This window comes from Pseudomonas anguilliseptica, assembly GCF_900105355.1.
In the GTDB taxonomy this organism is placed as follows: Bacteria; Pseudomonadota; Gammaproteobacteria; order Pseudomonadales; family Pseudomonadaceae; genus Aquipseudomonas; species Aquipseudomonas anguilliseptica.
Genome location: NZ_FNSC01000001.1, coordinates 1,856,510 through 1,878,649, shown reverse-complemented (window position 1 = coordinate 1,878,649; position 22,140 = coordinate 1,856,510). Strand labels below are relative to the sequence as shown.

General features: G+C 61.0%; 28 protein-coding genes and 2 pseudogenes. 10 read left to right on the top strand and 20 right to left on the bottom strand.

Annotated elements, in window-relative coordinates; translation table 11 throughout:
* Positions 1-40 precede the first annotated feature (40 nt).
* The gene (bamE, locus tag BLW24_RS09080; protein WP_090379433.1) at positions 41-295 is read left to right on the top strand and encodes an outer membrane protein assembly factor BamE domain-containing protein; all 255 of its coding nucleotides are present in this window, start codon (positions 41-43) and stop codon (positions 293-295) included.
* Positions 295-858, top strand: coding sequence for a lipocalin family protein (locus tag BLW24_RS09075; RefSeq protein ID WP_208600158.1), 564 nt, complete (start codon positions 295-297; stop codon positions 856-858). Before bamE ends, BLW24_RS09075 begins: the two co-directional genes overlap by 1 nt.
* A 7-nt stretch (positions 859-865) precedes the next feature.
* Here BLW24_RS09075 and BLW24_RS25565 read toward each other — a convergent pair whose 3' ends face one another.
* On the bottom strand, positions 866-991 hold the full coding sequence (locus tag BLW24_RS25565; RefSeq protein WP_244161124.1) for a hypothetical protein: 126 nt from the start codon (positions 989-991) through the stop codon (positions 866-868).
* A 453-nt stretch (positions 992-1,444) separates the two neighbouring features.
* Between BLW24_RS25565 and BLW24_RS26460 the strand changes: the two genes are divergently transcribed.
* Together BLW24_RS26460 and BLW24_RS26455 are read left to right on the top strand one after the other, a co-directional pair.
* A complete protein-coding gene (locus BLW24_RS26460; protein WP_244161123.1) occupies positions 1,445-1,759 on the top strand; it encodes a hypothetical protein in 315 nt (104 codons plus the stop codon).
* A 3-nt stretch (positions 1,760-1,762) separates the two neighbouring features.
* Positions 1,763-1,990 (top strand): methyltransferase family protein, encoded by a 228-nt coding sequence (locus BLW24_RS26455; RefSeq protein ID WP_244161122.1) that lies wholly within the window; start codon positions 1,763-1,765, stop codon positions 1,988-1,990.
* Positions 1,991-2,014: 24 nt separating this feature from the next.
* Here the strand turns inward: BLW24_RS26455 and BLW24_RS09060 are convergent, their stop codons facing one another.
* Positions 2,015-2,449: an outer membrane protein assembly factor BamD gene (locus tag BLW24_RS09060; RefSeq protein WP_090387674.1), complete on the bottom strand. Its 435-nt coding sequence runs from the start codon at positions 2,447-2,449 to the stop codon at positions 2,015-2,017.
* Positions 2,450-2,571: 122 nt separating this feature from the next.
* On the opposite strand from BLW24_RS09060, the gene pip reads away from it, so the two are divergent.
* A complete protein-coding gene (gene pip, locus BLW24_RS09055) occupies positions 2,572-3,543 on the top strand; it encodes a prolyl aminopeptidase (RefSeq protein ID WP_090379426.1) in 972 nt (323 codons plus the stop codon).
* Positions 3,540-3,977 (top strand): D-aminoacyl-tRNA deacylase, encoded by a 438-nt coding sequence (dtd, locus tag BLW24_RS09050; protein ID WP_090379423.1) that lies wholly within the window; start codon positions 3,540-3,542, stop codon positions 3,975-3,977. The genes pip and dtd overlap by 4 nt, the downstream gene beginning before the upstream one ends.
* A 7-nt stretch (positions 3,978-3,984) precedes the next feature.
* Here dtd and BLW24_RS09045 read toward each other — a convergent pair whose 3' ends face one another.
* Together BLW24_RS09045 and BLW24_RS09040 are read right to left on the bottom strand one after the other, a co-directional pair.
* Positions 3,985-4,572: a 2-hydroxychromene-2-carboxylate isomerase gene (locus BLW24_RS09045; RefSeq protein WP_090379420.1), complete on the bottom strand. Its 588-nt coding sequence runs from the start codon at positions 4,570-4,572 to the stop codon at positions 3,985-3,987.
* A 182-nt stretch (positions 4,573-4,754) separates the two neighbouring features.
* Positions 4,755-5,483 (bottom strand): annotated as a pseudogene (locus BLW24_RS09040) (SDR family oxidoreductase).
* Positions 5,484-5,584: 101 nt separating this feature from the next.
* Between BLW24_RS09040 and BLW24_RS09035 the strand changes: the two are divergent.
* Entirely contained in the window at positions 5,585-6,079 is a 495-nt protein-coding gene (locus BLW24_RS09035; protein WP_090379417.1) for a winged helix-turn-helix transcriptional regulator, read from the top strand.
* Positions 6,080-6,141: 62 nt separating this feature from the next.
* On the opposite strand, the gene BLW24_RS09030 is transcribed toward BLW24_RS09035, so the two are convergent.
* From BLW24_RS09030 to ubiE, 9 genes are all read right to left on the bottom strand, one after another.
* A complete protein-coding gene (locus BLW24_RS09030) occupies positions 6,142-6,849 on the bottom strand; it encodes a 16S rRNA (uracil(1498)-N(3))-methyltransferase (RefSeq protein WP_090379414.1) in 708 nt (235 codons plus the stop codon).
* On the bottom strand, positions 6,846-7,649 hold the full coding sequence (tatC, locus tag BLW24_RS09025) for a twin-arginine translocase subunit TatC (protein WP_090379411.1): 804 nt from the start codon (positions 7,647-7,649) through the stop codon (positions 6,846-6,848). Before tatC ends, BLW24_RS09030 begins: the two co-directional genes overlap by 4 nt.
* Positions 7,646-7,999 carry a Sec-independent protein translocase protein TatB gene (gene tatB, locus BLW24_RS09020; protein ID WP_090379408.1) on the bottom strand — a complete coding sequence of 118 codons (354 nt, stop codon included), beginning with the start codon at positions 7,997-7,999 and terminating at the stop codon, positions 7,646-7,648. The genes tatC and tatB overlap by 4 nt, the downstream gene beginning before the upstream one ends.
* Before the next feature lie 3 nt (positions 8,000-8,002).
* Positions 8,003-8,242, bottom strand: coding sequence for a twin-arginine translocase TatA/TatE family subunit (gene tatA, locus BLW24_RS09015; RefSeq protein ID WP_090379405.1), 240 nt, complete (start codon positions 8,240-8,242; stop codon positions 8,003-8,005).
* Positions 8,243-8,270: 28 nt separating this feature from the next.
* Positions 8,271-8,603 carry a phosphoribosyl-ATP diphosphatase gene (locus tag BLW24_RS09010; protein ID WP_090387673.1) on the bottom strand — a complete coding sequence of 111 codons (333 nt, stop codon included), beginning with the start codon at positions 8,601-8,603 and terminating at the stop codon, positions 8,271-8,273.
* Positions 8,604-8,610: 7 nt separating this feature from the next.
* Complete coding sequence (gene hisI / locus BLW24_RS09005) at positions 8,611-9,012, bottom strand: phosphoribosyl-AMP cyclohydrolase (protein WP_090379402.1); 402 nt, start codon at positions 9,010-9,012, stop codon at positions 8,611-8,613.
* Between the two features lie 67 nt (positions 9,013-9,079).
* Positions 9,080-10,669 (bottom strand): ubiquinone biosynthesis regulatory protein kinase UbiB, encoded by a 1,590-nt coding sequence (gene ubiB, locus BLW24_RS09000; protein ID WP_090379399.1) that lies wholly within the window; start codon positions 10,667-10,669, stop codon positions 9,080-9,082.
* On the bottom strand, positions 10,666-11,283 hold the full coding sequence (locus BLW24_RS08995; RefSeq protein WP_090379397.1) for a ubiquinone biosynthesis accessory factor UbiJ: 618 nt from the start codon (positions 11,281-11,283) through the stop codon (positions 10,666-10,668). The genes ubiB and BLW24_RS08995 overlap by 4 nt, the downstream gene beginning before the upstream one ends.
* A complete protein-coding gene (ubiE, locus tag BLW24_RS08990; RefSeq protein WP_090254901.1) occupies positions 11,283-12,053 on the bottom strand; it encodes a bifunctional demethylmenaquinone methyltransferase/2-methoxy-6-polyprenyl-1,4-benzoquinol methylase UbiE in 771 nt (256 codons plus the stop codon). The genes BLW24_RS08995 and ubiE overlap by 1 nt, the downstream gene beginning before the upstream one ends.
* A 174-nt stretch (positions 12,054-12,227) precedes the next feature.
* On the opposite strand from ubiE, the gene BLW24_RS08985 reads away from it, so the two are divergent.
* The 3 genes and pseudogenes from BLW24_RS08985 to BLW24_RS08975 form a co-directional block, all read left to right on the top strand.
* Positions 12,228-12,506 (top strand): polyhydroxyalkanoic acid system family protein, encoded by a 279-nt coding sequence (locus tag BLW24_RS08985; RefSeq protein WP_090254902.1) that lies wholly within the window; start codon positions 12,228-12,230, stop codon positions 12,504-12,506.
* Positions 12,507-12,708: 202 nt separating this feature from the next.
* On the top strand, positions 12,709-13,149 hold the full coding sequence (locus tag BLW24_RS08980; protein ID WP_090379394.1) for a phasin family protein: 441 nt from the start codon (positions 12,709-12,711) through the stop codon (positions 13,147-13,149).
* A gap of 10 nt (positions 13,150-13,159) precedes the next feature.
* Positions 13,160-13,888 (top strand): annotated as a pseudogene (locus tag BLW24_RS08975) (phasin family protein); the annotation flags it as partial.
* A 69-nt stretch (positions 13,889-13,957) separates the two neighbouring features.
* On the opposite strand, the gene BLW24_RS08970 reads toward BLW24_RS08975, so the two are convergent.
* The 7 genes from BLW24_RS08970 to hslV all read right to left on the bottom strand — a co-directional run bounded on the left by BLW24_RS08970 (position 13,958) and on the right by hslV (position 22,075).
* Positions 13,958-14,572: a TetR/AcrR family transcriptional regulator gene (locus BLW24_RS08970; RefSeq protein WP_090379388.1), complete on the bottom strand. Its 615-nt coding sequence runs from the start codon at positions 14,570-14,572 to the stop codon at positions 13,958-13,960.
* Positions 14,573-14,659: 87 nt separating this feature from the next.
* Positions 14,660-16,342 (bottom strand): class II poly(R)-hydroxyalkanoic acid synthase, encoded by a 1,683-nt coding sequence (gene phaC, locus BLW24_RS08965; protein ID WP_090379386.1) that lies wholly within the window; start codon positions 16,340-16,342, stop codon positions 14,660-14,662.
* A 193-nt stretch (positions 16,343-16,535) separates the two neighbouring features.
* A complete protein-coding gene (phaZ, locus tag BLW24_RS08960; RefSeq protein WP_090379382.1) occupies positions 16,536-17,396 on the bottom strand; it encodes a poly(3-hydroxyalkanoate) depolymerase in 861 nt (286 codons plus the stop codon).
* 156 nt (positions 17,397-17,552) lie between these two features.
* On the bottom strand, positions 17,553-19,232 hold the full coding sequence (gene phaC / locus BLW24_RS08955; protein ID WP_090379379.1) for a class II poly(R)-hydroxyalkanoic acid synthase: 1,680 nt from the start codon (positions 19,230-19,232) through the stop codon (positions 17,553-17,555).
* A 515-nt stretch (positions 19,233-19,747) separates the two neighbouring features.
* Entirely contained in the window at positions 19,748-20,122 is a 375-nt protein-coding gene (locus BLW24_RS08950) for a gamma-butyrobetaine hydroxylase family protein (RefSeq protein ID WP_090379376.1), read from the bottom strand.
* Positions 20,123-20,179: 57 nt separating this feature from the next.
* Positions 20,180-21,520, bottom strand: a complete 1,341-nt coding sequence (gene hslU, locus BLW24_RS08945; RefSeq protein WP_090379373.1) for an HslU--HslV peptidase ATPase subunit — start codon at positions 21,518-21,520, stop codon at positions 20,180-20,182.
* 27 nt (positions 21,521-21,547) lie between these two features.
* Entirely contained in the window at positions 21,548-22,075 is a 528-nt protein-coding gene (hslV, locus tag BLW24_RS08940; protein WP_090379370.1) for an ATP-dependent protease subunit HslV, read from the bottom strand.
* Positions 22,076-22,140 lie beyond the last annotated feature (65 nt).

Sequence of the window (22,140 nt, the reverse complement as noted above, 5' to 3'; positions counted from 1 at the left end):
ATGCCAAGCTGGTCTTGATTCTTTCCTCAGGAGTTTCCCCATGTCTCTGCGTGTCGTCGCACTACTCGCCGGTTGCCTGCTGCTGGCTGCCTGCAACAAGATCAGTCAGGATAATTACACCCAGCTCAAGGCGGGCATGAGCAAGGATGAGGTCGAGAGCCTGCTGGGCAAGCCCGGCGAGTGCGCTGGCGCGCTGGGCATGTCCAGCTGTACCTGGGGCGATGAACAGCGCTTTATCAGCGTTCAGTACGCCGGTGACAAGGTCATGATGTTTTCCGGCAAGGGTTTGAAGTGATGCGCCTGCTGGCGGCGTTGGCCGCAGCGGCGCTGCTGGTGGGCTGCGCCAATTCCTGCACGGGCGTGGTGCCGCCGAGGACTGTCGAACAGGTCGATCTAACGCGTTATCAAGGCCTCTGGTACGAGCAGGCGCGTTTGCCGATGTTCTTTCAGCGCAATTGCGCGCAGTCTGAGGCGCTTTATGAGCTGCAGGAAGACGGCACTATCGGCGTGACCAATCGCTGCCGCACAGACGATGGCGATATGCAGCAGGTACAGGGTCAGGCGGTGGCGCAGGTGCCGGGCAAGACCAATAAACTCTGGGTGCGTTTCGATAACTGGGCCAGCAGCCTGCTGCCAGGGCTGACCAAGGGCGAATACTGGGTGCTGTATCTGGATGATGGCTACCAGGCCGCGCTGGTTGGGCATCCCAATCGCAAGTACCTCTGGTTGCTGACACGTGATCAGGATGCCAGCGCGAAATACCTTGCGACGCTACTTGAAGAAGCGCGCAGCCGTGGTTATGACACCCGTGAGCTGATCTGGCGCCGTACGGCTGCTGAGATGGCTCTGCAGCGCTAGCTGCGGCTTATTTCTTGGCTTTCGGGCTCTGTAGGCGGATGTGCAGTTGAGTGTCCGCCGTGCTGTGCTCGAATTGACTGTCACGCGGTGAGGGTTTGCCGTTGAGCAGTGGCGGGTTGGTCGAGAAGCCCACCGGCTCCAGCGGGATGCCGCGTCGCCCCCGCCGGGCTTAGCGCCTCTTGCTGGGCGCTGACCTGCAGCGCGCCGCTACGTTGCGTCGGTTCATGATGCAGCTGCAATTGCGAGAGCTTGCCAACCAGTGCCATTTCAATGGCACTGGCATCGCCGTATAAGGCACCATGCGCGGCGCACAACTGGGCCGCCGCCTCGAACAGCAGGCAAGGTGAGGCACTGGCCCCAAAGGTCTCGAGAAAGCGCCAGGCACTCAGGCCTTGGTGCTCAGGCGGTCATGCGCCAACAGACCATCCAGCCAGAGAGCTGGGCCCTGGTGGGGCAGCAGGCTGTGCAGTTGAGTGCGATCCATTGCGGGCGGCCGAGGTGAACAGGCCGGCAGTGTAACAGAGGGGCTGCAGGTCGCGTAGCGCCTGGCTTTGACGGACTATCGGGCGGAGTTGGAGAGGATCTTATGGCGTGGTTGCAGGGGGTGGTTTTCGGGCTGGGGACGTTGCTGCTGCTGGCGTTGTCCTGGCGGGCAGTACGCCGTCCGCAGTCCCACTGCTTCTACCGGTTCTTCGCCTGGGAGGCGATTCTGGCCTTGCTGGTACTCAATGGGCCGGTCTGGTTTGTCGACCGGTTTGCCCTGCACCAGCGTCTGTCCTGGGCACTGCTGTTTGCATCCCTGCTGCTGCTATTTGCCGGTCTCTATCAGCTACGGCGGATGGGGCGCCCCGATGGGCAGCGTACGGATGCCGAGCTGTTTGCCTTCGAGCGCACTTCGTAACTGGTGACCAGTGGCATCTTTCGCCTGATCCGTCACCCGCTGTACGCCTCGCTGCTGTTGCTGGCCTGGGGGGTGGCCTGCAAGCAGCCCAATGGCCTGAGTCTGGTTCTGGCGCTGCTGGCCAGCCTGGCACTTTGGCTGACCGCCAAGCGCGATGAGGCCGAGTGCTTGGTGCAGTTCGGCGAGGCGTACCGCGACTATATGCGGCGCAGCAAGATGTTTATTCCCTGACTGTTTTAATCAGGAGCTGGGCCGTTATTGCCACTTCAGGCGCGCCAGCTTCCATTCATCACCCTCCAGCCACCATTCCATCTCAACGATAAAGTGGCGGGCGCTGTCGGGGACCAGGCTTTCGGCGCCGACCAGGGCAACCTGGGCTTCGGTGAAGCCTTTCTCGCGATAGGTCTCGTGGACGTAGCTGGCTGTGCTCAGGGCCAGTACTTCGACGTTCTTGTGGCGCATAAACAGCAGCAACATGGTGCGCTGCGCCCACTCACGGTCAAATTCGCCCTGGGCCGAGAACTGCGGGTGCAGCTGGTCGAGTACCGCGCTGTTGTTCTTCGCCTCCAGGTTGTCCTGCAGTTGTTGCACGGCTGCTTCCAGCGCAGCCTGCGGATCATCCTTGGCGCCGCAACCGGCGATTAGGGTGCAAAACAGTAGGAAAGCTAAGGCAAATATCCGTGTTGGCATGCTGAACTCCTTTTTCATGGTTATGATGCCCGGCAGAGCTTAAAGCGGTGCGCCCGTGGTTGTTCGGCGCAAGGCCGTCAACGTTACGCCGCGCATTATTCAGGTCAAGTCAGGAGCGTGCCATGCAGACCTTGTATCCGGAGATTAAACCCTACGCCCGTCATGAGCTGGCGGTGCAGGCGCCGCACGTGCTGTATGTCGACGAAAGCGGTTCACCGGATGGTTTGCCTGTGGTGTTTATTCATGGTGGTCCAGGCGCCGGCTGCGACGCAGCGAGCCGGCGCTATTTCGATCCCAACCTCTATCGCATCGTCACCTTCGATCAGCGTGGTTGCGGCCGTTCCACCCCGCACGCCAGCCTGGAGCACAACACCACTCAGGCGCTGATCGCCGACATGGAACAGATCCGCGAGCACCTCGGTATCGACAAGTGGGCGCTGTTCGGCGGCTCCTGGGGCTCGACCCTGGCGCTGGCTTACGCCCAGGCTCATCCGCAGCGCGTGCATGGGCTGATTCTGCGCGGCATCTTCCTGTGTCGCCCACAGGAAATTCAGTGGTTTTATCAGGAAGGTGCCAGCCGTCTGTTCCCCGATTATTGGGAAGATTACCTCGCGCCAATCCCGGCGGATGAGCGCGGTGATCTGGTACAAGCCTTCTACAAGCGCCTGACCGGCCCGGATCAGATTGCCCAGATGCATGCCGCCAAAGCCTGGTCGACCTGGGAGGGCCGTACCGCCACCCTGCGCCCCAATCCGCAGGTGGTCGACCGTTTCAGTGATGCGCATCGCGCGCTGTCGATCGCTCGCATCGAATGCCATTACTTCGTCAACAGTGCCTTCCTCGAAAGAGATCAGCTGCTGCGCGACATGCCGAAGATCGCCCATCTGCCCGGGGTGATTGTGCATGGCCGCTATGACGTGATCTGCCCGCTGGATAATGCCTGGGCGCTGCACCAGGCCTGGCCGAACAGCGAGCTGCAGATCATTCGCGATGCCGGCCATTCGGCCGCCGAAACCGGGATCACCGACGCCCTGGTACGTGCCGCGGACGAACTGGCGCGGCGCCTGCTCAACCTGGCGCCGGACGAAGCATGAAGGCATTGATTCAACGGGTGCGTGGCGCCCGAGTAGAAGTGGCGGGTGAAGTAGTTGGGGCGATTGATCAGGGCCTGCTGGCGCTGGTTGGCGTCGAGCCGCAGGACACCCCGGCCAGCGTCGAGAAAATTCTGCACAAGCTGCTCAACTACCGCGTGTTCAGCGATGCCGCTGGCAAGATGAACCTGTCGCTCAGCGATAGTGGCGGCGGGCTATTGCTGGTCTCGCAATTCACCCTGGCGGCCGATACCAAGAGCGGCCTGCGCCCGAGCTTTTCCAGTGCCGCACCACCGGCGCTGGGGGCGGAACTGTTCGACCTGCTGGTCGCTCAGGCCCGCGCCAAACACCCACAGGTTGCCACCGGTCAGTTCGGTGCCGATATGCAGGTGCATCTGGTTAACGACGGGCCGGTGACCTTTCTTCTAGAGAGCTAGCAGCCTGCTAGCGCGCCAGGGCTTCGGCGACGAAGTCGAGGCGATCCTGACCGAAGTGCATCTCGCTGCCGATAAAGAAGGTCGGCGCGCCGAATACGCCGCGCTTGATCGCCTCTTCGGTGGTGGCCTTGAGGCGCTCCTTGACTGCTTCATCGTTGACCAGGCGCTCGAACTCGGCGGGATCGAAGCCGGCGGCGCTGAGCACCTCGGCGACTACTTCGGGCTTGCCGAGGTTCTTCTGCTGCACCCACAGCGCCTCGAAAATGGTTCTTACAAAGTGTTCGAAGCGCTTGTTGTCGAGGTAGCCGGCCGCGCCACGCATCAGCGTCAGGGTGTTGATCGGGAAGTGCGGGTTGAAGGCCATCGGCACGCCATAACGGCTGGCAAAGCGTGCCAGGTCCTTGAGCATCCAGGCGCCCTTGCTCGGGATCATGACTGGCGACTGGTTACCGGTGGCCTTGAATACGCCGCCGAGCAACATCGGTCGCCAGATAAGTTGCGCGCCGGCTTCGCGGGCAATTCGCGGCACCTGGGTCCAGGCCAGGTAGCTGGCCGGGCTGCCGAAGTCGAAAAAGAACTCAACGGTCTTGTTCATGCTGTGTCCTGTGCTCAGGTTCGAGGTCAGTTGTGGGTGACTTAGAGCCTTTTCAAAGGCTCGCGAGCTAGAGCCATGCAAGGCAAAAACAGGCGAGGAAGCGGAGTGTACTGTTGTACATGAGCATCCGAGCCTGTTTTTAACGCAGCAGGGCCGACGCGCAGCAGCCTTTCAAAAGGTTCTTAGAAGGTTTCGCTCCATGGGCGTAGGTCAAGCTCATGCACCCAGCAATCGCGAGGCTGGCAGTGGATCTGCCAGTAGGTCTCGGCAATGTGGTCGGGGTTGAGGATGCCGTCCTGATCCTTGAGCTGGTACAGCTGCGGAAAGGTGTCGCGGATAAACGCGGTGTCGATGGCCCCGTCGATTATCGGGTGAGCGACATGAATGCCCTTGGGGCCAAGTTCGCGGGCCATGCTTTGGGCTAACGCACGCAGAGCAAACTTGGCGCTGGCGAAGGCAGAGAAATTGGCCCGGCCGCGCAAGGAAGCTGTGGCGCCGGTAAAGATGATCGTGCCCTGGCCACGCGGCAGCATCACTTTGGCCGCTTCACGACCGGTGAGAAAACCGGCCAGCGCGGCCATTTCCCAGACCTTGCGATAGACCCGCTCGGTGGTTTCGGTGATGGAGAACTGCACATTGGCGCCGATATTGAATACCACAGCATGCAGTGGCCCGACCTCGCGCTCGATGGTACTGAACATGTCGATTACTTGTTCCTCGACTCGAGCATCGCAGCCAAAGGCTCGTGCGCTGCCACCTGCCGATTCAATCTCCGCGACCAGCGGCTCGAGTTTTTCAGCATTGCGCCGTGCCACGCAGGCCACATAGCCTTAGCGAGCGAAGCGTTTGGCGATGGCGCCGCCAGTGGCGTCACCGGCACCGACTACCAAGATTGCCTTGCGTTCTGTCATCGTTGCTCTCCATCAGTTCTGTTTTGGAACTTGTCTCGATAGTCGGTTCCATTTTGGAACCTGTCAAGCTATGGTGAGCCACTGCTGTTGGAGATCGGCTTATGCGTTGGGAAGAACTGGAGCAGCAACCCTGCTCGCTGGCCCGCACCCTGTCGGTGGTGGGTGATCGCTGGACCCTGCTGGTGCTGCGCGAGAGTTTTCTCGGTATTCGTCGCTTTGACGAGTTCGAGAAACGCCTGGGCATTACCCGCCATGTGCTGGCCGATCGCCTGAAAAAACTGGCTGAAGCGGGTGTGCTGGACAAGGTGGCTTATCAGCAGCGGCCGCTGCGTGAGGAATATTGCCTGAGCGCCAAGGGCCGTGATCTGTACCCGGCCATTATGGCCTTGGTGAACTGGGGCGACCGCCATATGAGCGGCGCCGAGGGAGCGCCGATTCGGCATATCCATCGTACGTGCGGCAGGCCTATGCATGGCGTGCTGGTGTGTTCGGATTGTGGTGGGCCGCTGCAGCCGAGGGATGTACAGCTGGAGGAAGCGCCTGCGTTCAAGGGCCAGCTGCTACCGGCGCATTGGCACGAAAAGCAGGTTGTGTAGGGTGGATGACGCTTTAGCTAGTGGATGGATACGGTGACACTACCTAGGGCAGGGATGTCTGCTTAGAACAGTCGCGCCAGCAAGGCAGTCACCGCGGTTTCCACCCGCAGAATCCGCGCGCCGAGTTGCACCGGTTGCAGGCCGGCTTCGTTGAGCTTTTCCACTTCGTAGGGAATCCAGCCGCCTTCCGGGCCGATGGCCAGCGTCACTGGCTGTTCGACGGCCCGTGGGCAGGCCGGGTAGTCGCCAGGATGGCCGACCAGGCCCAGAGTGCCGGCGGCAATACCCGGCAGCTGGTCTTCGACAAAGGGCTTGAAGCGTTTCTCGATGGTGACGTCCGGCAGCACGGTATCGCGGGCCTGTTCCAGGCCGAGAATCAGCTGTTCGCGAATGGCTGCGGGTTCGAGGAAAGGCGTCTGCCAGAAGCTTTTTTCCACCCGATAGCTGTTCAGCAGCACCAGCCGTGACACGCCCATGCTGCTGACAGTTTGCAGCACGCGGCGCAACATTTTCGGCCGAGGTAGGGCGAGCAGCAGGGTCAGGGGCAGTTTCTCTGGCGGTGGTTGGTCGAGCTGCACGGACAGCTCGGCTTCTTGTGCATCCAGGCGTAGCAGCTGGCCGCTGCCCATCAGGCCATTCAGGCGGCCGACGCGCAGGCTGTCGCCCGTTTCGGCGCGGTGCACTTCGTGCAGGTGCTTGAGGCGGCGGCCGCTGAGCAGCACGCGGTCAGCGGCGATAAAGTCGCCGTCTTCCAGAATCAGCAGGTTCACGGTTGCGCGGCAGGCGGCTGGTCGTTGGAGGAGCTGTCAGCTTCAGTCGCAGCCTCCTCCTCCTCCTCGGCGCGGCGCTTGACCAGGCCGCCGCACAGCAGGCCGGCTTCGAACAGCAGCCACATGGGCACGGCCAACAGGGTTTGCGAGAACACATCTGGCGGGGTCAGTACCATGCCGACGACAAAGCAGCCCACAACGACATAGGGCCGGCTCTTGCGCAGGGTGGCGACATCGACCACGCCGACCCAGATCAGCAAAAAGGTCGCGATGGGGATTTCGAACGCCACGCCGAAGGCGAAGAACAGGGTCAGGACGAAATCCAGGTACTGGCCGATGTCGGTCATCATCGCCACGCCTTCCGGGGTCACGCTGGCGAAGAAGCCGAACATGATCGGGAACACCACGAAGTAGGCGAAGGCCATGCCGGCGTAAAACAGCAGGATGCTGGAGATCAGCAGCGGTATGGCGATGCGCTTCTCATGCTTGTACAGCCCAGGCGCGATAAAGCCCCAGATCTGATGCAGGATGATCGGGATGGCGAGAAACAGCGCGACCATCAGGGTCAACTTGAACGGCGTGAGAAACGGCGAGGCCACGCCGGTGGCGATCATCGTCGCACCTTCCGGCAGATAGGCGCGTAGCGGCGCGGCGACCAGCGCGTAGATGTCCTGGGAGAAGTAGAACAATCCGGCAAACAGCGCGAACACCGCCGCCACAATGCGCAGCAGACGCGTGCGCAGTTCGGTCAGGTGGGAGACCAGGGGCATTTCCTGATCGCTGTCCGGTCGTTGGCTCATGGCTGCGGGCTTTTATCCTGGCGGGTGCTATCGGTAGCGGCTACTGGCTCTGCGGCGGGTGCAGCGGCAGGGCTCGTTTCGGTGATGCTGCTAAGCGGCGCGCTGAGGCTCTGCTTCATCGCGTTCATTTCCCGTTCCAGCTCAAGGATATGTTCGTTATGCAGCTGGCGACGGATTTCGTCCGCGCCGATCTCACGCTCGACTTCAGCCTTGATCGCGCTGAAGCTGCGCTTGATCCGGCCGATCCACAAACCGGCTGTGCGCACCGCGCCGGGCAGGCGATCAGGCCCCAGTACCACCAGGGCGACGATGCCGACCAGCAGCAGCTCGGTAAAGCCGATATCGAACATGGCTTAGTCTTTTTTCGCCGGTTCTTCGACCTTGCGCGCCTGGGCGTCGATGGTCTGACCTTTCGGCTCGTCCACGGCGGGGGCGGGCTTTTCGGCATCGCTGTTGTCCATCGACTTGCGGAAACCCTTGATCGCATCACCCAGATCGGAACCCAGGCCTTTAAGGCGCTTGGTGCCGAACAGCATGACCACGATCAGCAGGACGATCAGGAGTTGCCAGATGCTTATGCCACCGAATCCCATAACGCGTACTCCGTAAGTGAAGGTTTAATCAGTCTTGCGAGCGTGCGGCTTTTTCCGCATGCCCGGAGAGGCCAAAGCGCCGGTCCAGTTCGTCCAGTACCGCCTGCGGGTGCTGGCCGAGTGCGGCGAGCATGACCAGGCTGTGGAACCACAGGTCGGCGGTTTCATAAATCACATCGCTGCAGTCGCCGCTTACGGCTGCATCTTTGGCCGCGAGGATGGTTTCCACCGACTCCTCACCGACCTTTTCCAGAATCTTGTTCAGGCCCTTGTGGTACAGGCTGGCGACATAGGAACTGTCGGCAGTCGCGCCTTTACGCGACTCCAGCACTTCTGCCAGGCGGCTCAAGGTATCAGTCATGGCCGTGTCACTCATGGTTGTGTCCTGCAGCATAAATGGCGTGCGGGTCTTTCAGCACCGCATCGACGATTGTCCAGGTGCGGTTCTCGAACACCCGGTAGAAGCAGCTCTCGCGGCCGGTGTGGCAGGCGATGCCGCCCAGCTGTTCGACCATCAGGATGATCACATCAGCGTCGCAGTCCAGGCGCAGCTCGTGCAATTTCTGCACATGCCCGGATTCCTCGCCTTTACGCCACAGTTTGCCGCGCGAGCGTGACCAGTAGATGGCTCGCTGCTCGGTAGCCGTCAGGGCCAGCGCCTCACGGTTCATCCAGGCCATCATCAGCACGCGGCCGGTCTTGTGGTCCTGGGCGATGGCTGGTACCAGGCCGTCGCTGTTCCAGTTGATTTCGTCGAGCCAGTCAGTCATTGCAAGTTCCGCCCATCTCGGGCTGTCTAATTCAGAAAGCTAGTGTGCCAGTGCATACCCGGTGTGGCTATCGGCGCAGCACTAGATAGAGGCCGCCCGCCAGCATCAGCCAGCTGGGCCAGGCGATCAGGCTCAGCACCAGGCCCTGAGTAGCGGCTCCGCCGATCAGTGCTGCGCCAAGCAAGCGTGCAGGCCATTGGCGACGCGTGACGGGCTGTTCCTGGCGGCTGGCCGGCTGCTGGTTGAGGCGTTCGAGGGTTTCGCGGGCAATTTGCGACAGGTGCGGCACCTGCTCGGCCTGCAGCTGCAGGTTGCGCAGCAGCTGCAGCGGGCTGATGCGCTCACGCATCCAGCGCTCGAGGAACGGCTGTGCGGTGCTCCACAGATCCAGATCCGGGTACAACTGGCGGCCCAGGCCTTCGATATTCAGCAGGGTTTTCTGCAGCAGTACCAGCTGCGGTTGCACTTCCATATTGAAGCGCCGCGCGGTCTGGAACAGACGCAACAGCACCTGGCCGAAGGAGATGTCCTTCAGTGGCTTTTCGAAGATCGGCTCGCACACGGTGCGGATCGCCGCTTCGAAGTCATTGATTTTGGTTTCTGCTGGCACCCAGCCGGAATCGATGTGCAGCTGCGCCACGCGGCGGTAATCGCGCTTGAAGAAGGCGATCAGGTTGCGCGCCAGGTAGTCCTGATCTTCGGCGGTGAGGCTGCCGATGATGCCGCAGTCGATGGCAATGTACTGCGGGTTCCACGGCGTGCGCGTGCTGACGAAGATATTGCCGGGGTGCATGTCGGCGTGGAAGAAGCTGTCGCGAAACACCTGGGTGAAGAAGATTTCCACGCCGCGCTCGGCCAGCAGTTTCATGTCGGTGCGCTGATCGGCCAGGGTTTCCAGGTCGGTAACCTGGATGCCGTAGATGCGCTCCATCACTAGCACTTTCGGCCGGCAATAATCCCAATACACCTGCGGCACATAGAGCAGCGGCGAGCCTTCGAAGTTGCGCCGCAGCTGGCTGGCATTTGCAGCTTCGCGCAGCAGATCGAGTTCGTCGTAAATGGTTTTTTCGTAATCGCTGACCACTTCCACCGGGCGCAGGCGGCGGGCATCGGCGGAAGATTTCTCCGCCAGTTTGGCCAGCAGAAATAGCCAGGCGATGTCCTGTTCGATGACTGGTTTGAGGCCTGGGCGGATGACTTTGACCACCACTTCTTCGCCGCTTTTCAGTTGCGCGGCATGTACCTGGGCGACGGAGGCCGAGGCCAGCGGTTGCGTGTCAAAGCGGGCAAAGACTTCACCGACCTTGGCACCCAGCTGCGATTCGATCAGCGCCAGCGCCTTGGCCGGATCGAAGGGCGGTACCTGATCCTGCAGCTTGGCCAGCTCATCGGCGATATCGCTGGGCAGCAGGTCGCGGCGGGTGGAAAGCAGCTGGCCGAACTTGATAAAGATCGGCCCCAGCTCTTCCAGAGCCAGGCGCAGACGTGCGCCGCGCGACAGTAGCAGGTCGCGGCGCGGCAGCCAGCGCCAGGGCAGTACATAGCGCAGGACTCTCGCCCAGAAAGGCAGCGGCAGGGCGAACAACAGGTCGTCCAGCTGGTAGCGAATGACTACGCGCTGGATACGCAACAGGCGACGAACGGCAAGCAGCTTCATGCGATGGGCTTATGGCGTTGGGCGAGGCGCTCGATGCGCGCGTCGAGTCGATCAAGGGACAGCTTGAGGTGGTCCAGTTCGGCGAAGCGCGCATCGGCTTCGCGCTGGCCTACCAGGCTGCGGGATTCTTCACTGAGGTAATCGGCCAGGTTCAGGCGCAGGCTGTCGAGAGCCTGGCTGCTCCAGTTCACCCGGCTGCGCAGATGGCCGCCGAGCAGCTGGCTGCCGACCGGGCCGAGCCAGTGCGACAGCTCGTACTCCCAGTCCAGCTCAAGGTCCTGAAGGATTCCGGCCAGCTCCAGCAGGGCGGCGCTGTCGCCATCCAGACTGACGTCAGGGCTGTGCAGGATGCTGGTCTTGTCGCGGCTCAGGGCCAGGCGCAACAGGCTGGCGGCGGGGGCGCGCAAGTGACAATCGGCTTCGCCGGCCCATTGCGCAGCCAGTTGCAGGCCGCTGGCACTGGGCAGAATAAATAGCTGCAGGTTTGGCGCGGCGCATTCCACGGTAATCACTTTGCCACTCAAGCGCGACAGGCGTGGCAGCGCCGTGCTGTCCATGGCCAATACGCGATTGAGGCCGAGCTCGACGCCGGCCAGCAGCCCGGTGAGTAACATCAGGGCTTGATGCCGCGGTGCAGGGCGACGATGCCGCCGGTCATGTTATGGAAGGTCACACGCTCGAAGCCGGCTTCAACCATCATCGCCTTGAGAGTGTCCTGATCTGGGTGCATGCGGATCGACTCGGCCAGGTAGCGGTAGCTTTCGGCGTCGTTGGTGATCAGCTTGCCGGCCAGCGGCATGAACTTGAACGAGTAGGCATCGTAGAACTTTGACAGCAGCGGGCTGGATGGCTTGGAGAACTCCAGGATCAGCAGGCGGCCGCCGGGCTTGAGTACGCGCAGCATCGAGCGGATGGCATCTTCTTTATGCGTCACGTTGCGCAGGCCAAAGGCGATGGTCACCACGTCGAAGTGGTTATCCGGGAACGGCAGCTTCTCCGCGTCGGCCTGGACGAAGCTGACGTTGCCTGCCACGCCCTTGTCGAGCAGACGATCACGGCCGACGCGCAGCATCGATTCGTTGATGTCGGCCAGCACCACTTCGCCAGTCGGGCCGACCAGGCTGGAAAACTTGCGGGTCAGATCGCCCGTACCTCCCGCGATATCCAGCACCCGGTTGCCGCTGCGTACGCCAGACAGTTCGATGGTGAAGCGCTTCCACAAACGGTGCATGCCGCCAGACAACACGTCGTTCATCAGGTCGTACTTGGCCGCGACCGAGTGAAAGACCTCGGCGACTTTTTCCGCCTTCTGGCTTTCCGGCACGCTCTGGAAACCAAAGTGCGTGGTGGGTTCGCTGTCGCTGCTCTTGCGAGGATCGTTCATCGTGGCCTTTCCTAAAACACAGAGGCTGCATCTAAAGTGGCGGCCATTCTAAACCTAAAAGCAGCCCTAGGCTTCAAGCCACGCGCGCAAGTAAAAGCCCGAAGGCTTTGCACCCGCGCAGCTTGCTATAGTCTCGCGACCTAAGGTCGCAGTTAACTGGCGAGGAGAAATGCCATGGCCAAGATCACCGTAGAACGTCCTCACACCCTGGGGCGCGAAGTCGCCCGAGAAAAAGCCGAGCAACTGGCCGAGCGCCTTGCTCGCGAATACGACGTACGCTACCGCTGGAATGGCGACACGCTGGAGTTCAAGCGCAGCGGCGCAGATGGGCGTATTGAGGTGCATGACCACAGTGTGCGCGTACAGCTCAGCCTTGGACTGTTGTTGTCGGCGATGAGCGGCAGCATCAAACGCGAAATCGAAGAGGTGCTGGACAAAAATCTGCAGGCATAAGGTGTTGCCTGACGGCCCTTGGAAATTTTATGGGCGGCTATCTTTGTCAGTCATTCTTCGGGCCGTCGCTGCGCGACGTTAAAAACTGCTCCAGGCAGTTTTTTCTTACGCTTAGTATGCGGTTTCTAATTTTCATCGATACCGTGCTCCTAAGCCTGCATTCCGTGGGCGTTTCCTCGAAACACTTAGAGTGAGGTGCACCATGTCGAAAGTTGCCGTTAAAAAGAAAGCCGTCGTTGAAGACCCCAGCAGCGTGCTGAGCGACGCAAAAGTTTATGCCCGCAAAATCTGGCTGGCTGGTCTGGGCGCATACGCCAAAGCCGGTCAGGAAGGTTCCGAGTACTTCAAAGAACTCGTGAAGAGCGGCGAAGGTGTTGAAAAGCAAGGCAAAAAACTGGTCAACGAACAAGTTGAAGCAGCCAGCAGCCAGATCGACAGCGTTAAGAGCACTGTCACCAGCAACGTCAGCAGCGTGAAAGGCAAGTTTGAAGTGCAGCTCGACAAGATCGAGAAAGCCTTCGACAACCGTGTTGCCAGCGCCCTGAACCGCATTGGTATCCCGTCCAAGCAGGATGTTGAAGCACTCTCTGCTAAGCTGGATGAGCTGAGCGCGTTGCTCGAGCACGTCGCGCGTACCAAGTAAGGAGAGCAGGATGGCTGTCAAAAAGAAAACCGAAAAGCAAACCACTTCCTGGATCGGCGAAGTAGAAAAATACTCGCGTCAGATCTGGTTGGCTGGTTTGGGTGCCTACTCCAAGGTCAGCAAGGACGGCAACAAGCTGTTCGACACGCTGGTCAAGGATGGCGAGAAAGCTGAGAAGCAAGCCAAGACCGAAGTCGACAAGCAAGTTGGCGCAGTGAAGTCCACTGTGGGTTCGAAAGTGGACACTGCCAAATCGAAAGTTGATGAAGTCAAAGACAAGGCTATTGGCAAGTGGGGCGAGCTGGAAGAAGCCTTCGACAAGCGTCTGAACAATGCCATTTCGCGTCTTGGTGTACCGAGCCGCAATGAAGTGAAAGCGCTCAACGCCAAAGTTGAAAGCCTGACCAAGCAGATCGAGCAACTGACCGGTGTTTCGGTCAAGTCGGTAAAGCCTGCGGTGAAGAAAGTAGCGGCCAAACCTGCTGCTAAGCCAGCAGCTAAGCCGGCCGCTAAAGCAGCAGCCAAGCCAGCGGCTAAACCGGCCGTCAAGGCTGCAGCCAAACCAGCGGCGAAACCTGCTGCTAAAGCAGCCGCTAAGCCTGCAGCCAAACCAGTGGCGAAACCTGCAGCCAAGCCAGCTGCTGCCAAGCCTGCAGTTGCCAAACCCGCTGCTGCTCCGGTAGCTGCTGCGCCTGCGCCGGCCGCTGCACCTGCTGCACCCGTGACACCTGCCGCCCAGTCGTAAGACGCGTAGCAGTCAACGCAAACGCCCGGCCTAGTGCCGGGTGTTTGCGTTTAGGCGTGTGGGTTAATCTTCCAGATAGCGCTGCGCCAGGTGTTCGGCAGCGTAGCGCGATTCTTCAGCCAGGTGCGGAGCCACCAGCATCATCACCTGATAGACCACCAGGCGACTCTCGCCTTCGCGGCCGATGATGCGTTGGTAATCCAGGGAGAAGAGCAGGGTCAGGGTGATCTGCTCGACCAGTTGGCCCAGTGACTGGGTATCGCTTTGCAACTGGCCATCGAGTTGCAGTTGTGCAAGCAGTTCGGCCAGTGCGCGTTTGAGGTTGTTGAGCCAGTGACGCATGCCACGTTCCAGTTTTGGCAGGCGGCTGGTCAGGTTGGACAGGTCCTGGAACAGGAAGCGGTAGTGCGCCAGGCGTTCGACAATCAGGTGCAGAAACAGCCAGTAATCCTCCACATCCAGCTGCACGTCTTCGGGCGGTGAGAGCAGTGGCGCGAGTTCCGCCTGAAAGCGCTCGAACAAACCGAGGATCAGCGGTTCCTTGCCGTGAAAGTGGTAGTACAGATTGCCCGGACTGATGCCCAGTTCGTTGGCGATTTCCAGGGTGGAGACATTCGGTTCGCCCTTCTGGTTGAACAGCAGCAGGGCGCATTCAAGGATTCTGTCGCGGGTTTTCATCCGGTCTTCTTATTCTGGCCGCGGGACGGCTGACGATACCTGGCCGCAATGGCTTGCGGCCAGTCTGATCATGCGTGGCTGGGTGTTTTAGCGCACATGCACATAGGTGCCGGGCGCGGCTTCCATGACCGGGTAGTTCTGGTTGCCCAGGGCCATTAGGGTGTCCTTTTGCTCGCCAGAACGCTCCTGCATCCAGTTCAGCCACACTGGCCACCAGCTGCCCTGCACATGTTCGGCGTCGTGGTACCAGGCGCGCGGGTCGCCAGTGAGTTTGGGGTTCTCCAGGTAATTGGATTTCGGATTACCCGGTGGGTTGAGAATGCTCTGGATGTGCCCGCTGTTGGACAGAATAAAGCGCCGGTCACCGCCCAGCAGCAGGGTCGAGCGGTACACCGCATCCCAGGGGGTGATGTGGTCGTTGATTCCGGCGACGCTGAAGCTGTCGACCGTGACCTTCTGCAGATCGACCGGTGTGCCGCAGACTTCCAGGCCGCGCGGGTGAGTCAGCGGGTTGTGCTTGAAGAAGTCGATCAGGTCGCCATGCAGGGCGGCCGGCAGACGGGTGTTGTCGTTGTTCCAGTAGAGAATGTCAAAGGCCGGTGGCTGCTTGCCGAGCAGGTAGTTGTTGACCCAGTAGTTCCAGATCAGATCGTTGGGGCGCATCCAGGCGAACACTCGCGCCATGTCGCGTCCATCCAGCACGCCTTGCTGGTAGGAGCGGCGCTTGGCGGCCTCGAGGGTCAGCTCGTCAGCAAACAGCATGGCCGGGCTGTCGATCTGGCTGTCCAGCAGGCTGACCATATAGGTGGCGCTGGCCACTTTGCGCAGCTGACGTTTGGCTTGCAGATGCCCTTGCAGCGCGGCGATGGTCAGGCCGCCGGCGCAGGCGCCGAGGAGGTTGACGTCCTTGCTGCCGGTGATTTCACGGCAGGCATCGATGGCGACTTCCAGCGCTTCCACGTAGCTCGACAGGCCCCACTCGCGGTGCCGCGGGTCAGGGTTGCGCCAGCTGATGACGAAGGTCTGCAGGCCGCCTTCTAGTGCGTACTGGGCGAAGCTCTTCTCGTTGGAGAGGTCGAAGATATAAAACTTGTTGATTTGCGGCGGCACGATCAGCAGCGGTTTGGTGTACTGCTTTTCGCTCATCGGCTTGTACTGGATCAGTTCCAGCAACTCGCTGCGAAACACCACCGCGCCTGGGGTGGTGGCCAGGTTGCGGCCGACTTCGAAGGCGTGTTTGCTGACCTGGCTGGGCATGCCGTCGTTGTTCACCAGATCATCGAATAGATGCGTCACACCTTTGAGCAGACTGCTGCCGCCGCTGTTGAACAGTTCCTTGATCACCTGCGGGTTGAGCAGGGTGTTGCTGGGCGCCAGTGCGTCGCCCAGCAGGGTGGCGACAAAGCGCGCGCGGGCGCGGTTATCGGCGTCCAGATTGCTCTCATCGATCCAGCTGTTCAGCTGCTTCTGGCAAGCCAGGTAGGCTTGCAGGCTGCGGCTGTAGATCGGATTGTCTCGCCAGGTGGGATCGGCGAAGCGCGGGTCTTGCGAGTTGACTTTGAACGGCTTGTCGCCCATCAACACGCGACCCAGTTGGCCGCCTAGCGCAGCAACATGCCGGGCGCTGTGAATAGGTTGCTTGATCCCCTGCAAGGCCAGGCCGCGCAGGGTGGATAGCAGATCACGGCCGCGCAGACCGACCACTGCATTTTGCACGTTCATCACGCTTTTGTGCGCCGGCAAGGCGCGTTTGGCTGGTTGGTCTCGCATTGGGCAACACTCCGTCGTCAAACCATGAGACTTGATAAGCAGCAAGGCTTATACCAAGGCGCGCGCATGGGCGTTCCAGACTGCCGCGCGTCAAGTCCCAGGTAATACAACGTGCCCGAAAGTGGGTCAAGCACTGTGCTTGCGGCACAGTCTCAGAGCGTGCAGTTGAGGCCTTTGCCCAACCAAGGTGCGGTTAGCTGAGCGTGCGGGCTGGCGCGGGCTGTGGGTGCATAATCGCGCGCTGACGTTCTTCCTCGAGGAATTTCATGATGATCGGTGCCACCGCTTCGGCACGGGTCACCAGGAACAGGTGACCATCGTCGATCACGTGCAGCTCGGAGTTGGGGATACGCCAGGCCAGCAGGCGCATATTCACCAGAGGGATCAGCGGATCGTCGTCCCCAGCCATCACCAGCGTCGGTTGGCGGATCTTGTGCAGCCAATGGATGCTGGTCCAGCCGAGGCCGGCAAACAGCTGCCAGTAGTAGCCCATCTTGCCGCCCGAACGCACTTTACTGGCATGTGCCAGCGCCAGTTTCGGGTCGCGGCGGAAGGCACCACCGTAGATTTCCGGGGCAATCTGCACGCCGTAGGACGGCTGCACATAACGCCGCGGGCTGGCCATACACCAGAGCACCTTGGGTTTACCGGGTACCATCACCGCGCCGGCCGAGGTGGCGGCGAGGATCAGTTTCTTGCAGCGCTCGGGGTAGTCGTGGGCGAATTGCTGCGCCAGGGCGCCGCCCCAGGACACGCCAATCGCATTGACCTGACCGTAGTCGAGATAATCGAGCATGCGTGCGGCGAGCTTGGCCAGGCCAGGAAAGCGATATGGCGTGCTGGGCGTGGAGGAACCACCAACGCCAGGCACGTCGAAGGCGATGACCTCCAGACCTGGATCCAGAGCGCGCACGAAGGGCATGACCAGCTCCAGGTTGGCCCCGATGCCGTTAAAGATCAGCAGCGGGGTCATCTTGCCGTTGCCGGGGCGAACCGCGGTACGGATGGTCTGGCCGTCCAGTTCAATGGTACGGAATACGAAAGGTAGCGACATGCGCAAAAGCCCTATCAATTAAAGCGCTGGATCAGACCCTCCGGGTCTTTTCCAGAAACACCAGGGCAAAGCCTGGTTCGCCTCACCCGCATCAATGAGCGGGTGGGCGAGCGACACCTCCAGTGCCGCAGGCAGTATTGCGCAGTGCGCAGGTGATCAACGTTCGTGAACGTAGGTGCCGGGGGCTGCTTCGCCGGCCGGATGTTTCTTGTTGCCCAGTTGGCTCGGTGCCTTTTTCTGCGCGCCGGAGCGCTCGCCCAGCCAGACCTGCCAATGCAGCCACCAGGAGTCGGCGTGCTTGGTTGAGCTGGCTTGCCAGGTTTTCGGGTCCGCGTGCATCTGGGTGTTGGTCATGTAGCGTGCTTTAGGGTTGCCCGGCGGGTTGAGAATGCTCTGAATATGCCCGCTGTTGGACAGGACGAACTCGACATTGCCACCGAACAGGTTGGCCGACTTGTAGCACGACTCCCACGGCGTAATGTGGTCGGTGGTGCCGGCCACGCAGTAGAGGTCGCTGGTGACCTGCTTGAGGTCAATTGGCGTGCCGCAGACTTCCAGTGCGCCCGCGCGGATCAGCGGGTTGGACTGGAACATCTCGATAAACTCACCATGCAGGGCAGCCGGCAGGCGCGTGGTGTCGTTGTTCCAGTAAAGGATGTCGAATACCGGTGGCTCGTTGCCGAGCAGGTAGTTGTTGACCCAGTAGTTCCAGATCAGGTCGTTGGGGCGCATCCAGGCGAACACCTTGGCCATGTCGCTGCCTTCCAGCACACCGGCCTGATAGGAACGGCGCTTGGCCAGCTCCAGGCTTTTCTCGTCGGCGAACAGCGCCACATCGGTTTCCAGGCGGTTATCCAGCACGCTGACCAGCAGGGTCAGGGCATGCACCTTCTTCTCACCCAGCGCGGCGTAATGGCCCAGCAGCGAGGTGGTGGTCAGGCCGCCGGAGCAGGCGCCGAGCATGTTGATGTCCTTGCTGCCGGTGACGGCAGTGACCACGTCGATGGCTTCTTTCAGCGCCTCGATATAGGTCGACAGGCCCCACTCGCGGTGTGCCTTGGTCGGGTTGCGCCAGCTCACCACGAAGGTCTGAATGCCGTTGCGCAGCAGGAAGCGCGCCACACTTTTTTCCGGTGACAGGTCGAATACGTAGAACTTGTTGATCTGTGGCGGCACCACCAGCAGTGGGCGCTCGTGTACCTGTTCGGTGATCGGTTTGTACTGGATCAGTTCGAGCAGGTCATTGCGGAAAATCACTGCGCCATCGGTTGTGGCCAGGCTTTTGCCGACTTCGAAGGCGTTCATGTTGACCTGGCTGGGCATGCCGCCGTTGTTGACGATGTCCTGGGCCAGGTGTGACAGGCCGTCGAGCAGGCTCTTGCCGCCGGTTTCGAAGAAGCGTTTAACCGCGGCCGGGTTGGCCATGCTGTTGCTGGGGGCCATGGCTTCGGTCATCAGGTTGATGACGAAGTGGCCACGGCTGGCATCCTGTTCGGACAGGTTGCTGTGCTCGACCCAGTCATGCAGTTCCTTGCGCCAGGCCAGGTAGGTCTGCAGGTAGCGGCGGTACAGCGGATTCTGGCTCCAGGCCGGATCGGCAAAGCGCCGGTCGCCCTCGGCGGGGGTGAGGTCGGATTGGCCGAGCATCACGTTCTTCAGCTCCATGCTGAAGTGGGCAAGGTGTTTGGCGCTGTGCAGGGGTTGCTTGAGGGCTTGCTTGAGTACGACTCGGGCGGAGCTAAGTAGGTCTTTACCGCGGATGCCGATCACCGGGTTAAGGCCCAACGTGTTCTCCGAGGCCTGGTGTTTCAGGTCATCATTATTCTTATCTGTCATCTACAACGCTCCATTGTCCTGAGACGAAATACCGGCGTACTGCTGTGCACGGCGACACAGGGCTGGGACCTGCTCCAAGTCTGCTGCGCGTCGATCCTGCTGCGTTAAAAACCGGCTCGGAATGCTCATGTACAAAAGTACACTGCGCTTTCTCGCCTGTTTTTGCCTTGCATGACTCTAGCTCGCGAGACTTTGAACAGGTTCCCTGAACCAGGTATTGCCCGGATTGCCAAGGGCGGATCGCTCCGCAATCTTCCTCGTCGCAGGGGCTGCCTGGCGCGAGAAACTTCCAACTACTTGGTTACCCGAGTTTGAGAATTTGTGCAAGCCGGCCGCGATCCAGGCCGAATGCGCGATGAGTATGCAGGGAAGGATTAGAAAATGCGCTCTAACCAGCCAGGATCAACGGGCTAGACGGGCTGCTGCGCTGCGGCAGATTGCCGCTTGGTGGTATGTGCGTGAGGAAATAGCTGACGTGTCTGAGTCAATTCCTGACGGTATATCGCCTGGGCACTTCAGAGCATCAGTTTGACCACGCTCTCGCTGGGATCGCGGGACTTGCCTGCGGCGGCGAGGGTGGCGAGGTAATCGTTCCACAGCTCAGTCTGGCGCAGGGATAGCTGTTCCAGATAATCCCAGGTGAACAGACCGCTGTCGTGGCCGTCATCAAAGGTCAGTTTGAGTGCGTAATTACCCGCAGGCTCGATCTTGCTCAGGCCGACGCCGAGCTTGCCGGTTTGCAGAATGGGTTTGCCATGGCCCTGCACTTCCGCCGATGGCGAATGCACGCGCAGAAACTCGGCGGGCAGGGTGTAGTGCTCGTCGGCCCCGTAGTGCAGCTCCAGGGTTTTCGAGGCTTTGTGTAGTTTTATTGCGGTTGGGATGCGCATGCTCGCTTCCTGAATGGATCCCTGGCCCGGAGAGCATCCGGGCCAGGGAGGGACGCGTTACAGAATATAGCGCGAGAGGTCTTCGTCCTGCGCCAGCTCGCCGAGATGGCTGTTGACGTAGGCCGCGTCGATCACGATCGGCGTGCCATTCTGCTGGCCGGCCAGGTAGCCGGCGCTGAAGGACACTTCCTCGAGCAGGCGCTCGAGCAGGGTGTGCAGGCGGCGCGCACCGATGTTCTCGGTCTTCTCGTTGACCTGGTAGGCAATCTCGGCAATGCGCTTGATGCCCTCGGCAACAAACTCGATGCCCAGGCCTTCGGTGTTCAGCAGTGCGGCGTATTGCTCGGTGAGCGAGGCGTGCGGCTCGCTGAGGATGCGCTCGAAGTCCTGCGGGGTCAGGGCTTTCAGCTCAACGCGAATCGGCAGACGACCTTGCAGTTCGGGCACCAGGTCGCTCGGCTTGCTCAGGTGGAACGCGCCGGAGGCGATAAAAAGGATGTGGTCGGTTTTCACCATGCCCAGCTTGGTGTTCACCGTGCAGCCTTCGATCAGCGGCAGCAGGTCGCGCTGCACGCCTTCGCGGGACGCGTCGGTGCCGCCGGTATTGCCGCGCTTGGCGACCTTGTCGATCTCGTCGATAAACACGATGCCGTTCTGTTCCACGGCTTCCAGGGCCTGGGCCTTGAGTTCTTCCTCGTTGACCAGGCGCGCGGCTTCTTCGTCGCGCACCATCTTCAGGGCTTCCTTGACCTTGAGCTTGCGGCTTTTCTTCTTGCCCTTGCCCATGTTGGAAAACAGGCTCTGCAGCTGGTTGGTCATCTCTTCCATGCCTGGCGGGGTCATGATTTCGATGCCGGCCGGGCTGTCGGCCACTTCGATCTCGATGTCCTTGTCGTCCAGCTGGCCTTCGCGCAGGCGCTTGCGGAACAGCTGGCGGGTGTTGGAATCACTGGCCGGTGCGGCTTCTTCGTTGAACCCGGTGCGGGCCGGCGGCAGCAGGGCGTCGAGAATGCGCTCCTCGGCGGCATCTTCGGCGCGGTGGCGGACCTTGATCATCTCCTGCTCGCGCAGCATCTTGATCGCTGCATCGGCGAGGTCTCGGATGATCGACTCGACATCGCGGCCGACATAGCCGACCTCGGTGAACTTGGTCGCTTCCACCTTGATAAATGGCGCATTGGCCAGCTTGGCCAGGCGGCGGGCGATTTCGGTTTTGCCGACGCCGGTCGGGCCGATCATCAGAATGTTCTTCGGCGTCACCTCGGCGCGCAGCTCAAGCGGCAGCTGCATGCGCCGCCAGCGGTTGCGCAGGGCAATGGCCACGGCGCGCTTGGCGTCGTCCTGACCGATGATATGGCGGTTGAGCTCGTGAACGATCTCGCGGGGCGTCATGGACATGCGGCGATACTCCAGAGGAAGACGCGCTTATTCAGCGCAATCCTCCTCAATTGTCAGGGTTTGGTTAGTGAAGACACAGATGGAGCCGGCAATGTTCAGCGCGGTTTCGGTGATTTCACGGGCGCTCAGGTCAGTTTTCTGCAGCAGGGCCATGGCCGCGGCCTGGGCGAAGCCGCCACCGGAGCCCATGGCGATCAGGCCGTGTTCGGGTTCAACCACGTCGCCGTTGCCGGTGATGATCAGTGAGGCGTCCTTGTTGGCGACGGCCAGCATGGCTTCCAGGCGGCTCAGGGAGCGGTCGGTGCGCCAGTCTTTGGCCAACTCGACGGCCGCGCGCACCAGATGGCCCTGGTGTTTCTCCAACTGGCCTTCGAAGCGTTCGAACAGGGTAAAGGCGTCGGCGGTGGCACCGGCGAAGCCAGCCAGCACCTGGCCGTGGTACAGGCGGCGAACTTTTTTCGCGTTGCCTTTCATCACGGTATTGCCGAGGGACACCTGGCCGTCGCCGCCCATGACGACTTTGCCGTTGCGGCGTACTGAAACGATGGTGGTCAAGGGGAGAGTCTCCACGCAGCGGGGCGAAAGTGCCCAATGCCGAATGAAGTGGGGGCAGCGGTGGC